The sequence below is a fragment of the Nocardia sp. NPDC003269 genome, assembly GCF_042888005.1.
Classification (GTDB): domain Bacteria; phylum Actinomycetota; class Actinomycetes; order Mycobacteriales; family Mycobacteriaceae; genus Nocardia.
This window is the reverse complement of record NZ_JBIAPA010000006.1, coordinates 141,764-154,232: the sequence shown is the minus strand read 5'-3', so window position 1 is coordinate 154,232 and position 12,469 is coordinate 141,764. Positions and strand designations below refer to the sequence as shown.

Here is a 12,469-nt window from a genome sequence, read left to right as displayed (position 1 = left end):
CCGCTGTCCCAACATTTCTTTTTTGTTTTAAGTTGATATAAACCACCACATAAAGGGGGGGGGGGGGGGGGGGGCCCCCCCCCCCCCCACCGCTCGCCTGACGCGAGAGAAATCATGACATCAGTGGCTTCGCTCGGTGTGACCCTGTTGGCCGAGGGGTCCATCGATTTCAACGTCTCCGGGGTGATCGACCAGTTCTGGCGATTGACCGTGGACGGTCTCACCTACGGGTCGATCTACGCGTTGGTCGCGGTCGGCTACACGCTGGTCTACGGCGTGCTGAGACTGATCAACTTCGCCCATTCCGAGATCTTCATGCTCGGCATGTTCGGCACCTATGTGGGACTGGAGCTGCTCGGCTTCGCCCCCAGCGGCAACGCGTACTCCCAGGGCGTCCTGCTCACTGTGGTCTATCTCGGCCTGGCGATGCTGTTCGGCATGCTGGTCTCGGGAATCGCCGCGGTCGGCCTGGAACGAGTCGCCTACCGGCCGCTGCGCAAGCGCGGAGCCAAACCACTGGCCTTCCTGATCACCGCGATCGGCATGTCCTTCGTGATCCAGGAGTTCGTCCACTACATCCTGCCCAAGCTCAGGCCCGGCCTCGGCGGCTCCAACGCCCAGACCGGCATCCGGCTGGTGGAGCCGAAGGTGCAGTTCACCTTCCTCGGCGCGCAGGTCACCAATGTGGCGCTGGTGATCATCGCCGCGGCCATCGTGCTCGCGATCACCACCGAGATCGTCATCAACCGCACCAAGTTCGGCCGCGCCATCCGCGCGGTCGCCCAGGACCCCGACACCGCGACCCTGATGGGCGTCTCGCGGGAACGGGTCATCGTGCTCACGTTCCTCATCGGTGGCCTGCTGGCCGGCGCGGCCGCGATGCTGTACACCCTCTACATCCCGACCGGCATCATCTTCTCCGGCGGCTTCATCCTCGGTATCAAGGCGTTCAGCGCCGCGGTGCTCGGTGGTATCGGCAACCTGCGCGGCGCGCTGCTCGGCGGCATGATCCTCGGCGTCGCCGAGCAGTACGGCCAGATCCTGTTCGGCAACGAATGGCGTGACGTGGTCGCCTTCGTCCTGCTGGTGACGGTGCTGATGTTCCGGCCGACCGGCATCCTCGGCGAGAGCCTGGGGAGGGCGCGCGCATGACCGACCTGACGAAAACCCCGGTGGCGACCCAGGATCGGCGCGGCCTCGGCGACTCGATCCGCGACTGGTGGGACGGGCTGTCCCGGCCCGGCCAATGGGCTGTCGGTGTGCCGGTCATCGCCGTGCTGGCGATCCTGCCGCTGTACCCGCCCCCGCTGATCGACACCCCCGGCGTGAGCTTCGGCGGTGTGATGGCGCAGTTCGCCATGTACGCGCTGATCGCCATCGGCCTGAACGTGGTCGTCGGCCAGGCCGGTCTGCTCGACCTCGGCTATGTCGGTTTCTACGCCGTCGGCGCCTACACGGTCGGCCTGCTGACCAGCCCGAACAGCCCGTGGAACCAGACCGACGGCGGCTGGCTCAATCCCAGCTGGGCCTGGCTGGCCTGTCTGCCGATCGCGGTCGCGCTGACCGCGTTCGCCGGTCTCGTGCTCGGCGCGCCGACGCTGCGCCTGCGCGGTGACTACCTGGCGATCGTGACCCTGGGCTTCGGTGAGATCGTCCGCCTGATGGCCGACAATCTCGAGGAACTGACCAACGGCAGCCTCGGCCTGTCCAAGATCGCCTACCCGCAGGTCGGCGAATCCGAGGCCCACCCCGGCGGCTACTTCTCCCCGGGCAACCTCGGCGACCCCGACAGCTCGAATCCGCTCGAGCGGGCCAACAACGGCACCTGGTGGTTCTGGCTCGGCATGGCGCTGGTCGTCGTGGTTCTGCTGATCATCGGCAACCTCGAGCGCAGCCGGGTCGGCCGCTCCTGGGTCGCGATCCGCGAGGACGAGGACGCCGCCGAGATCATGGGCGTGCCGACCTTCAAGTTCAAGCTGTGGGCGTTCGTGATCGGCGCCTCCGTCGGCGGTCTGTCCGGCGCGATGTACGCCGGTCAGGTCACCTACGTGAATCCCAAGCAGTTCGACATCATCCTGTCGATGCTGTTCCTGTGCGCGGTGGTGCTCGGTGGTTCGGGCAACAAGCTCGGCGTGATCGTCGGCGCGTTCCTGATCGCCTACCTGCCGATGCGCTTGCAGTCGGTGCAGCTGGTGTCGAGCGAGTCGACCGGCTATCTGCTGCTCGGCCTCGACGTCGCGCTGCTGATCGGGCTGTGGCTGCTGTGGCGGTGGCGCCGTGACGCGCTGGGCGTCTGGGTCCGGCGCGGGGTGATCACCGTGACGATCCTCGCGGTGATCTTCGGCCTGCTGCTGCTGGGCAGCGTGCTGCTCTACCGCAAGGGCGGCGCGCAGAATCTCGGTGACCTGAAGTACCTCTACTTCGGCATCGCGCTGGTGGTGATGATGATTCTGCGGCCACAGGGTCTGTTCCCGGTGCGGCAGAAACTGCTCACCTACGGCAGACAGGTGTACCAGGCGGTCGTGCGCAAGCCGGCGGCCGAACCGATCGGAGCAGGGCGATGACCGGGCCGGGCGCGGGAGACGCGCTGTACGACAACGAGGACATGTCGGCCGGGTACAAGCCCCCGCCGGAGATCGAACCGGCGGGCGAGGTCGACGTCACCGCGGTGCTGCCCGCCCTCGGCGACGCGGAGACCGTGGCCGATGTGGTCGCCCCGCACCGCGACATCGAGACCGCGGTGGGCGAGCCGCTGCTGCGCACCGACGGTCTGACGGTGAAGTTCGGCGGTCTGACCGCGCTCGACAGCGTCAGCTTCGAGATCCGCCGCGGCGAGATCCTCGGCCTGATCGGCCCCAACGGCGCGGGCAAGACCACCTGCTTCAACGCGATCACCGGTGTCTACAAGCCGGCCGGCGGCAGCGTGCACTTCGACGGGCGGGCGCTGGCCAAGACCAAGCGCAACGAGATCACCCGCTTGGGCATCGCGCGCACGTTCCAGAACGTGCGGCTCTTCGGCGAGATGACGGCGCTGGAGAACGTGGTCGTCGGCACCGACGCCCGGCACAGCACCTCGGTGCCCGGCGCGGTGTTCCGCACGCCGAAGCATCGCCGGGAGGAGCGCGACGCGATCGAGCGCGGCATGGCGCTGCTCGAGTTCGTCGGCATCGCGCCGCGCGCGGTGGAGAAGGCACGCAACCTCTCCTACGGTGACCAGCGCCGGCTCGAGATCGCGCGAGCGCTGGCGACCGAGCCCAAGCTGCTGTGCCTGGACGAGCCCGCCGCCGGATTCAACCCCAGCGAGAAGTCGGCGCTGATGGAGCTGATCCGCAAGATCCGCGACGACGGCTACACCGTCCTGCTGATCGAGCACGACATGCGCCTGGTGATGGGCGTGACCGATCGGATCGTCGTGCTCGAGTTCGGCCGCAAGATCGCCGACGGCCTGCCCGCCGAGGTCCGCGAGGACCCGGCCGTCATCGCCGCCTACCTCGGTGTGCCCGACGCGGACACCATCGAGGAGGTCCGCGACGAGGCAGGCGCCGCCGCCGCGGCCGCAGTCGCGCCCACCCAGGCCCCGGCCACCGTGGTGGCGGCGGCGCAGGAGGAGCCGGCGGCCGCCCCCGAGCAGCCGGTGCCGCTGCTCGAAGTGCGCGACATGGTCGTGAACTACGGCAGAATCGAAGCGCTGCACGGGATCTCGCTGTCGGTCCAGCAGGGCGAGCTGGTGACGCTGCTCGGTGCCAACGGCGCGGGCAAGACCACCACCATGCGCGCGCTGTCGGGCCTGCTGCCGCTCTCCTCGGGCCGGATCCTGTTCGAGGGCACCGACATCACCACGATGAAGGCCCACGACCGGGTGGTCCAGGGCCTGATCCAGGCACCGGAAGGCCGCGGGGTGTTCCCCGGGATGACGGTGGCCGAGAACCTCGACATGGGCTGCTACGGCAGGCCGTTCGAGCAGAAGGCCGAGTACCAGCAGACGCTGGACTGGATCTTCGAGCTGTTCCCGCGGCTGGCCGAGCGGCGCAAGCAGGTCGGTGGCACCCTCTCCGGCGGTGAGCAGCAGATGCTGGCCATCGGTCGCGCCCTGATGGCCCGGCCGAAGCTGCTGCTGCTCGACGAACCGTCGATGGGTCTGGCGCCCATGGTGATCCAGCAGATCTTCAAGATCATCAGCGAGATCAACCGCCAGGGCACCACGGTCCTGCTCGTCGAGCAGAACGCCCAGCAGGCACTGACCCGCAGCGACCGCGCCTACATCCTGGAGACCGGCGAGGTCACCAAGACCGGCGCGGGTTCGGCCCTGCTCACGGACCCCGCCGTCATGTCGGCCTACCTGGGTCACGACTGAGTTGTCGACCGCGCGAACCCGGCCCCCGTCCCGCTCCACGAGCGTGGCGGGGGCCGGTTTCGTCGGTGCGGTGGGCCCCGACCGGCGCGGCGGGGTTCGGGGGTGTCGGTGGTGGTCCCTACACTCATCCGGGTGAGTTCACCGACGACTGCTCAGGCATCGACAACGACCACCGCCTCCGGGGGTGAGCGGCCGACGCTGCTGCTCCTGGACGGGCACTCGCTGGCCTATCGCGCGTTCTTCGCGCTACCGGCGGAGAACTTCAAGACCGTCACCGGGCAGACCACCAACGCGGTGTACGGCTTCACCTCGATGCTGATCAATCTGCTGCGCGACGAGAAGCCCAGTCACGTGGCCGCGGCATTCGATGTGTCCCGCAAGACCTTCCGCACCGAGGCGTACCCGGAGTACAAGGCCAACCGCAGCGCGACGCCCGACGAGTTCCGTGGTCAGGTCGAGCTCACCAAGGACGTCCTCGGCGCGCTCGGCATCCCGGTGATGGCGATCGACGGCTACGAGGCCGACGACGTGATCGCCACGCTCACCACCCAGGCCGTCGCCCAGGGCTACCGGGTCTTCATCGTCACCGGTGACCGCGATGCGATCCAGCTGGTCAACGACGACGTCACGGTGCTGTACCCGCGCAAGGGCGTCTCCGACCTCACCCGCTTCACCCCGGCGGAGGTGGAGGCCAAGTACGGCCTCACCCCGGCCCAGTACCCCGACTACGCGGCACTGCGCGGCGACCCGAGCGACAATCTGCCCGGCATCCCCGGCGTCGGCGAGAAGACCGCGGCCAAGTGGATCCGCGAATACGGCGACCTGGCCACCCTGGTGGACAAGGTCGACCAGGTGAAGGGCAAGGTCGGCGACTCGCTGCGGGCGAACCTGTCGAGCGTGGTGCTCAACCGTCAGCTCACCGAGATGGTGCGCGAGGTGCCGCTGCCCTACACCCCCGACCAGCTGGCGCAGGCGCCGTGGGATCGGGAGAAGATCCACCAGCTCTTCGACGACCTGGAATTCCGGGTGCTGCGCGACCGGCTGTTCGAGACCCTGGGCTCCGCGGAGCCCGAGGCCGAATCGGGCTTCGAGATCAGCGGCGCCGCGCTGGAGCGGGGCGAGGTCGCCGACTGGCTGGCCGAGCACGCGAAAGCCGGTGTCCGCCACGGTCTCTCGATCGTCGGCACGGGCACTCCGGTGCACGGCGACGCCCGCGCGCTGGCCATCGCCGCCGCCGACGGCGAGGGCGGCTACGTCGACCTCACCGCGCTGAGCACCGAGGACGAGGCCGCGCTGGGCGCCTGGCTGGCCGACCCGGCCGTCCCCAAGGCGCTGCACGAGGCCAAGGCCGCCGAGCACGCGCTGCGCGGTCGCGGACTCACCCTGGCCGGGCTCACCAGCGACACCGCCCTGGCGGCCTACCTGGTCCGCCCCGGTCAGCGCAGCTTCAACCTCGACGATCTGTCCCTGCGCTACCTCAAGCGCGAACTGCGCGCCGAGACCGGCGACTCGGGCCAGCTCTCGCTGCTCGACGACGAGGACACCGTCGCCGCCGACATCGCCCGCGAGGAGATGCTGCGGGCCCGCGCGGTCGCCGACCTCGCCGAGGCGCTCGACCAGGAACTGGCGCAGATCGAGTCGACCGCGCTGCTCGAGGAGATGGAACTGCCGCTGCTCGGCGTGCTCGGCACGCTCGAGGAGGCGGGCATCGCCGTCGATGTCGACCAGCTCGAATCGCTGCAGCGCCAGTTCGCCGACCGGGTCACCGAGGCGGCCAACTCCGCCTACGAGGTGATCGGCAAGCAGATCAACCTCGGCTCGCCCAAGCAGCTGCAGGTGGTGCTGTTCGACGAGCTCGACATGCCCAAGACCAAGCGCACCAAGACCGGCTACACCACCGACGCCGACGCGCTGGAGTCACTGTTCGAGAAGACCGGCCACGCGTTCCTGGAGCATCTGCTGGCCCATCGCGACGCGACCAGGCTCAAGGTCACCGTCGACGGCCTGCTCAAGTCGGTCGCCGACGACGGCCGTGTGCACACCACCTTCAACCAGACCATCGCCGCCACCGGCAGGCTCTCCTCGACCGAGCCGAACCTGCAGAACATCCCGATCCGCACCGACACCGGCCGCCAGATCCGCGACACCTTCGTCGTCGGTCCGGGCTACGCCGAGCTGATGACGGCCGACTACAGCCAGATCGAGATGCGGATCATGGCGCACCTGTCCGGTGACGAGGGCCTGATCGAGGCCTTCAACTCCGGCGAGGACCTGCACACCTTCGTCGCGTCGAAGGCCTTCGACATCCCGCTGTCGGAGGTGAACCCGGAGATGCGCCGCCGGATCAAGGCGATGTCCTACGGTCTGGCCTACGGCCTGAGCTCCTACGGCCTCTCGGCCCAGCTGAAGATCAGCACCGCCGAGGCCAAAGAGCAGATGGACGTGTACTTCGACCGCTTCGGCGGCATCCGCGACTACCTGTCCGAGGTCGTCGACGAGGCCCGCAAGGTCGGCTACACCCAGACCCTGTTCGGCCGCCGCCGCTACCTGCCCGACCTGGATTCCAGCAACCGCCAGCGCCGCGAGGCCGCCGAGCGGATGGCGCTCAACGCGCCGATCCAGGGCACCGCGGCCGACATCATCAAGGTCGCGATGATCAATGTGCAGACCGCGATCCGCGCGGCGGGCCTGCGCTCGCGAATGCTGCTGCAGATCCACGACGAACTCGTCTTCGAGGTCGCCGAGGGCGAGCGCGAGGCACTGGAAGCCCTTGCCCGCGAACAGATGTCGTCCGCCATCGAGCTCTCGGTGCCGCTGACCGTGTCGGTCGGCACCGGCCGGAGCTGGGACGCGGCCGCCCACTGACCTCGCTCACCCCGGCGCGGCGCCACGGCGAAGTATCGCGGTGGCGCCGTCGCCGATCCGGTCGGCACAATGGCCGGATGCTGATCCGACCCGGGGGAGTCGCCGACGCGACGGCCGTCGCCGCACTGCACGCCGCCAGCTGGCGGGTCGCCTACGCCGGGATACTGCCCGCGGCGTATCTGGCGGGGCCGATGCCCGCCGACCTGGCCGCGCGGTGGCGGTCGATCCTGGTCGACGCGCGGACGCCGGGGTTCCTGGTGGCCGAGGGGGACGGCGAGCTGCTGGGGTTCGTCTATCTGCGGCCGATGCCCGACGGACGGGTGCTCCTGGACAACCTGCACGCCCGGCCGGGACGACTCGGCCGGGGGATCGGTACGGGCCTGATCGAGTCCGGCCTGGCCTGGTCGCTGCGCGAGTACCCCGATCGCCCGGTCTACCTGGAGGTGCTGCGCGAGAACAGCGCGGCCATCGCCTTCTACGAGCATCGCGGCTGGCGACGCACCGACGCCAGGATCGGGCATTTCGACGCCGGGTTCGCGGTGCCGGAGTACGAGTACACCTGGACGGCCGGTGTCGCCTTCGTCCAAGACCGCGGGGCCGCGCGGTCGTAGCGTGGTGGGTGTCGACCGAAGGAGTTGAGTGTCATGACCGGATTCGTGGCCACCGCCGACACCGAGATCACCGCGTCACCGGAGCGGGTCTGGGCCGTGTTGACCGATCCGGCGCAGATCCGCCGGTTCATGTTCGGGGCCGAGGTGTCGACCGACTGGCTGCCGGGGAGCCCGATCACCTGGACGGGCGAGTACGAGGGCACCGCCTACGAGGACAAGGGGGAGATCCTGGCGGTCGAGCCCGGCCGGCTGCTGCGACTCACCCATTACAGCCCGCTCAGCGGCGCACCCGACCGGCCCGAGAACTATCACACGCTCACCTACGAGTTGTCCGGCAGCGCGACGGGCACCCATCTGACGCTGAGCCAGGACAACAACGCGAGCCCGGCTGAGGCCGAGCACGCCCGCGTGATGTGGGCGGGCCACGTCGACGGAATCAGGCAGGCCGCCGAGGGCGGCTAGTCCCGGCCCGGCCGGAGATGCGTCATCGTTTCGCGCGCCGGGTGTGGCAGCATCGGCGGTATGACCGCCGATGTCATCGCGACTCCTCTGCCCTCCTGCCCGGACCTCGAGCAGGCCTTCGCGGCCTCGTGGCCGGTGCGCCTCGGCGATACCGACGGGCAGGACCGGCTGCGGCTCGACGCGGTGGCCCGCTATCTGCAGGACATCGGCTTCGACCACCTGGACGCGGTCGAGGACGGCGACACCCACCAGGCGTGGATCGTGCGGCGCACCGTGATCGACGTCTACGAGCCGATCGAGTTCGGCGACCGCGTGCAGCTGCGCCGGTGGGCCGACGCGCTGTCGAATCGCTGGTGCGACATGCGAATTCAGCTGAGGGGCGAACGCGGCGGGCACATCGAGGCCGCCGCCTTCCTGATCCACATCGACCCGGTGGCCGGGCGGCCCGCCCGGATGAGCGACGCGTTCATGGCGCCGATGCTGGCCAGCACCACCGAGCACCGGCTGCGCTGGCGCGCGGCCCTCACCGAGCTCGACGGGCCGGAGGGTGAGGCGGTGCCGTTCCCGCTGCGGGTGACCGATGTGGACCGGCTGGGCCACGTCAACAACGCCGTCTACTGGGAGGCCGTGGAGGAGGCGCTCGCCGCCCACCCCGACCGTCACGAGCTGCCGTACCGGGCGATCGTGGAGCACGTCGGCCCGGTGATGACGGGCGACAAGGTCGTGCTGCGCACCAGCCGGCGCCCCGACGGGCTGCGCCTGCAGGTCGACGTGGACGGTTCCGCGCGGGCGCTCGCCGCGGTCGAGCGGCTGGCCGAGGGCCGGAAACCGCTGGGGGACTAGCGGATACGGCTCACTTGCCGCGAGCCACGAGGGTGGCCGACCCGCCGTTGAGATCCACCTGATCCCGCGGCGGCGCACCGTCGGAGGGGGTCTCCCGGTGCATCAGGGTGCTCTGCCGCTGCTCGAACTCGTGGTGCTTGGACCCCTGGAACATCGCGGTCAGGTGCTCGAAACCGGTCGCCGCCACCGCGGGCCCGCTGCGCTTGCGCGTCCACGGCAGAAAACGCGTCCCGGTGAGCCGGTTGACGACCACCTCGAGCAGCGCCAGCAGGATCAGCAGGATCGCCAGCCCGGGGATCGTCATCGCGAAGACCGTACCCATGCGACCACCGTACCCGGCGCCGAGCGCGTGCGCGCTGAGCTGCGGTGATGGTACTCACGAGTAGACACGGCGGGGCCGGAAGTAAGTTGCGGTTTCGCGACGATCGCCCTATCCTCGATCCCGTGCCGAATCCCGCCGACCGCTTCGCCGCGCTGCTTGTCGCTGACCGCGACCGCGCGGTCGCTGCTGCGCAGACCGCGCAGCCAGCCACACGGCAGATTCTTCTCGTAGTAACCCGCCGTAGCGGGGTCTGATTCGGACCGGCCCCCTCGCTGCGGGCTGATTTTCATTGTTCTGCTGGTCCCACCTGCCAACGAAGACGATCTTCGGGAAGACCTCACCTGCAATGACACTGCTGACACTGGACCGTGCCCTGTTCGACGCCGCCCCCAAGGGGCTGCGCGCCGAGACCGACAACCTGACTCCCACCGAGTTCCTCGACCGGTACACCCGGATCGAGGGGCCGATCACCCTGCGCGAATTCACCTGTTCCGGAACGGATTTCACCGCGACGCTGGAATTCGCCGACCACCTGCGCACCGTCATCGCCGCCGGTAGCCCGGTCGCCGCCATGACCTCGGCGCTCTACGACGAGGGCTACCCCCTCGAGATCCTGCAGTTCCACCAGCGCCGCACCGCCGAGGGCATCGCGACCTTCGTGCTGTGCGAATTCAACGGCAAGCGCGGCTGGGCCGCGGCCATGCGCGCCGATGCCGCCGAGTCGAGCGTCCGCGCCATGATCGCGGGGCTCAACCTGCTCGCCGGCTGAGCCGAAAAGCACGCAAGGGTCCGTTCACCTCACCAAAGGTGAACGGACCCTTCGCGTTTCGGGCGCCTATTCGGCGGGAGTGGCCTGCTCGGCGATCTGCTTGCGCACCTCGTCCATGTCCAGGCCCTTGACCTGGGTCACCAGGTCCTCGAGCGCGGCAGGCGGCAGCGCGCCCGGCTGGGCGAACACGAGCACGCCCTCGCGGAAGGCCATGATGGTCGGGATGGACTGGATGTTCGCGGCGGCGGCGAGTCCCTGTTCGGCCTCGGTGTCGACCTTGCCGTACACCACATCGGTGTGCTTGTCGGAGGAGGCCTCGTAGGTCGGCGCGAAGCTGCGGCACGGTCCGCACCAGGAAGCCCAGAAATCGACGAGGACCACGTCGTTTCCGGTGATTACTTCGTCGAAGTTCTGCTGGGTCAGCGTCTGGGTGGCCATGACGTCCCTTCCTTGTCGGTGTCCTCGGCTGTAACGCCGTGGCGTCCCTCTATCTTCCACCGACCACGAGGTGCTCCTGGCGCGCGTCCCCGTCCCAGCGGCGAATGCCCACCACAACGGTGGAAAAGTCGTGGTCGGTGGCCACCGCGCCGATCGCGGCGCCGAGCCGCTCCGGCGGAACCCGCCGGGCCAGCGTGACGTGCGGTGTCCAGGCGTCCGGTGCCATCGTCGCGGGGATGCCGGGGCACGGTCGCACCAGGTGGTGGACCCGGCGTTGCAGTGCCAGCAACTCCTCGGTGACCACGACGGGCCGCACCAGGATCGGCCTGCGGGCGCCGAAGACGAGCAGCCCGCCCAGCCGGATCGGCAGCGGCCGGAACTCGATCCCGGCCAGCGCGTGGTCGATCCGGGGCCAGATCTCGCGCGCCACGGCGACCGTGACGTGCGGCCGGTGGGTCGCGCCGCGCGGGCTGCCGATCCCCGCCTCGGCCAGCACCGCCCACTGTCGCCGGACCTCGGCCTCGCCGTGTTCGTCCAGGAGCAACTCCACCGACTGCACCATGATCTGCAGAAAGTAGTCGCTCCCGCGTGTCCCCGTGGCCGACTCGGTCCCCTCAGGCGCGAGGATGGACGGGTGAACGGTGCGAAGGCGAGCCTGCGGCTCGGTGTGATCGACGGAGACGGAATCGGCCCCGAGGTGGTCGCCGCGACGCGGGCGGTCGTCGACGAGGCGATCGGCGCGGCCGGGCTCGGCCCGGTGGAGTGGGTGCCGCTGCTGATGGGTCACGACGCCATCGCCGCCTACGCCGACCCGCTGCCCGAGCAGACGCTGGTCGCGCTCGAGGACCTCGACGCGTGGATCCTCGGCCCGCACGACAACGCGTCCTATCCCACCGACATGCGGGTGGCGCCGGGCGGCACCATCCGCAAGCGGCTCGGGCTCTACGCCAACATCCGGCCCGCGGCCGCGTTCGCCGGGGTGCGGGCGAGCGCGCCCGACATCGACCTGGTGATCGTGCGCGAGAACAGCGAGGGCTTCTACGCCGATCGCAACATGTTCGCCGGATCGGGGGAGTTCCGGCCGACCCCGGACGTGGCGATGGCGGTCGCGGTGATCACCCGGCAGGCGTGCGAGCGGATCGCGCACCAGGCGCTGCGGCTGGCCCAGGGCAGGCGCAAGCGGGTCACGGTGGTGCACAAGGCGAACGTGCTGCCGATGACGACCGGGCTGTTCCGCGACGTCTGCTACGAGGTGGCCGCGCAGTATCCGGACGTGCGGGTCGACGACGAGCACGTCGACGCGATGGCCGCGCACCTGGTCCGCACGCCGGGGGCCTACGACGTGATCGTCACCGAGAACCTGTTCGGTGACATCCTCTCCGACCTCGCGGGCGAGCTGGCGGGCTCGCTCGGCATGGCCGCGTCGCTGAACTGCTCCGACACCAAGGCGATGGCCCAGGCCGTGCACGGCGCCGCGCCCGGCCTGGCCGGCCGCAATCGCGCCAACCCGGCGGCGCTACAACTGTCGGCGGCGATGCTGTTGCGGTGGTTGGCCGTTCGCGACGACGACCGCGCGCTGCACGACGCGGCGGAGCGGATCAACCGGGCTGTCGCGGCCACGCTGGCGGCCGGAATCGCGACCGCGGATCTGGGTGGGCTGGCTTCCACCAGCGAATTCACCGAGCAGGTCAGAGCGCGCGTGCACCGGAGGTGAAGGGACCCCTTTCACATTGGCTGATTAATCTTCGGTTACTGTCGCACCACGCTGTGTCCGGTTCGCATACATTGCCAAACAGGCGCTGACA

At 69.5% G+C, this 12,469-nt stretch carries 12 protein-coding genes and 1 pseudogene; 10 read left to right on the top strand and 3 right to left on the bottom strand.

The features are described from left to right. The first annotated feature begins 114 nt into the window (after nt 1–114). The 8 genes and pseudogenes from ACFYWJ_RS33300 to ACFYWJ_RS33265 all read left to right on the top strand — a co-directional run bounded on the left by ACFYWJ_RS33300 (nt 115) and on the right by ACFYWJ_RS33265 (nt 9,135). Nucleotides 115–1,152, top strand: a complete 1,038-nt coding sequence (locus ACFYWJ_RS33300; RefSeq protein WP_378832653.1) for a branched-chain amino acid ABC transporter permease — start codon at nt 115–117, stop codon at nt 1,150–1,152. Further along, a complete protein-coding gene (locus tag ACFYWJ_RS33295) occupies nt 1,149–2,564 on the top strand; it encodes a branched-chain amino acid ABC transporter permease (protein WP_355284747.1) in 1,416 nt (471 codons plus the stop codon). The genes ACFYWJ_RS33300 and ACFYWJ_RS33295 overlap by 4 nt, the downstream gene beginning before the upstream one ends. After that, nucleotides 2,561–3,493 (top strand): annotated as a pseudogene (locus tag ACFYWJ_RS33290) (ABC transporter ATP-binding protein); the annotation flags it as partial. The gene ACFYWJ_RS33295 and the pseudogene ACFYWJ_RS33290, both read left to right, overlap by 4 nt. 165 nt (nt 3,494–3,658) lie before the next feature. Then, nucleotides 3,659–4,354 (top strand): ABC transporter ATP-binding protein, encoded by a 696-nt coding sequence (locus ACFYWJ_RS33285; protein WP_355284756.1) that lies wholly within the window; start codon nt 3,659–3,661, stop codon nt 4,352–4,354. Nucleotides 4,355–4,486: 132 nt separating this feature from the next. Continuing rightward, on the top strand, nt 4,487–7,219 hold the full coding sequence (gene polA / locus ACFYWJ_RS33280; RefSeq protein WP_355284744.1) for a DNA polymerase I: 2,733 nt from the start codon (nt 4,487–4,489) through the stop codon (nt 7,217–7,219). 77 nt (nt 7,220–7,296) lie between these two features. Continuing rightward, the gene (locus tag ACFYWJ_RS33275; protein WP_355284741.1) at nt 7,297–7,830 is read left to right on the top strand and encodes a GNAT family N-acetyltransferase; all 534 of its coding nucleotides are present in this window, start codon (nt 7,297–7,299) and stop codon (nt 7,828–7,830) included. A 33-nt stretch (nt 7,831–7,863) separates the two neighbouring features. Then, nucleotides 7,864–8,292: an SRPBCC domain-containing protein gene (locus ACFYWJ_RS33270; RefSeq protein ID WP_355284739.1), complete on the top strand. Its 429-nt coding sequence runs from the start codon at nt 7,864–7,866 to the stop codon at nt 8,290–8,292. 60 nt (nt 8,293–8,352) lie between these two features. Continuing rightward, a complete protein-coding gene (locus ACFYWJ_RS33265) occupies nt 8,353–9,135 on the top strand; it encodes an acyl-ACP thioesterase domain-containing protein (RefSeq protein ID WP_355284737.1) in 783 nt (260 codons plus the stop codon). Between the two features lie 10 nt (nt 9,136–9,145). Here the strand turns inward: ACFYWJ_RS33265 and ACFYWJ_RS33260 are convergent, their stop codons facing one another. Beyond that, nucleotides 9,146–9,457 (bottom strand): DUF6191 domain-containing protein, encoded by a 312-nt coding sequence (locus tag ACFYWJ_RS33260; protein WP_355284734.1) that lies wholly within the window; start codon nt 9,455–9,457, stop codon nt 9,146–9,148. A gap of 346 nt (nt 9,458–9,803) precedes the next feature. Between ACFYWJ_RS33260 and ACFYWJ_RS33255 the strand changes: the two genes are divergently transcribed. Next, nucleotides 9,804–10,226 (top strand): 2-keto-3-deoxygluconate kinase, encoded by a 423-nt coding sequence (locus ACFYWJ_RS33255; RefSeq protein ID WP_355284731.1) that lies wholly within the window; start codon nt 9,804–9,806, stop codon nt 10,224–10,226. A 66-nt stretch (nt 10,227–10,292) separates the two neighbouring features. On the opposite strand, the gene trxA is transcribed toward ACFYWJ_RS33255, so the two are convergent. Further along, a complete protein-coding gene (trxA, locus tag ACFYWJ_RS33250) occupies nt 10,293–10,664 on the bottom strand; it encodes a thioredoxin (protein ID WP_355284728.1) in 372 nt (123 codons plus the stop codon). A gap of 49 nt (nt 10,665–10,713) precedes the next feature. After that, on the bottom strand, nt 10,714–11,214 hold the full coding sequence (locus tag ACFYWJ_RS33245; protein ID WP_355284726.1) for a 2'-5' RNA ligase family protein: 501 nt from the start codon (nt 11,212–11,214) through the stop codon (nt 10,714–10,716). 84 nt (nt 11,215–11,298) lie between these two features. Here ACFYWJ_RS33245 and ACFYWJ_RS33240 point away from each other — a divergent pair, with 84 nt between their 5' ends. Then, nucleotides 11,299–12,378, top strand: coding sequence for an isocitrate/isopropylmalate family dehydrogenase (locus ACFYWJ_RS33240; RefSeq protein WP_355284723.1), 1,080 nt, complete (start codon nt 11,299–11,301; stop codon nt 12,376–12,378). Nucleotides 12,379–12,469: the final 91 nt, after the last annotated feature.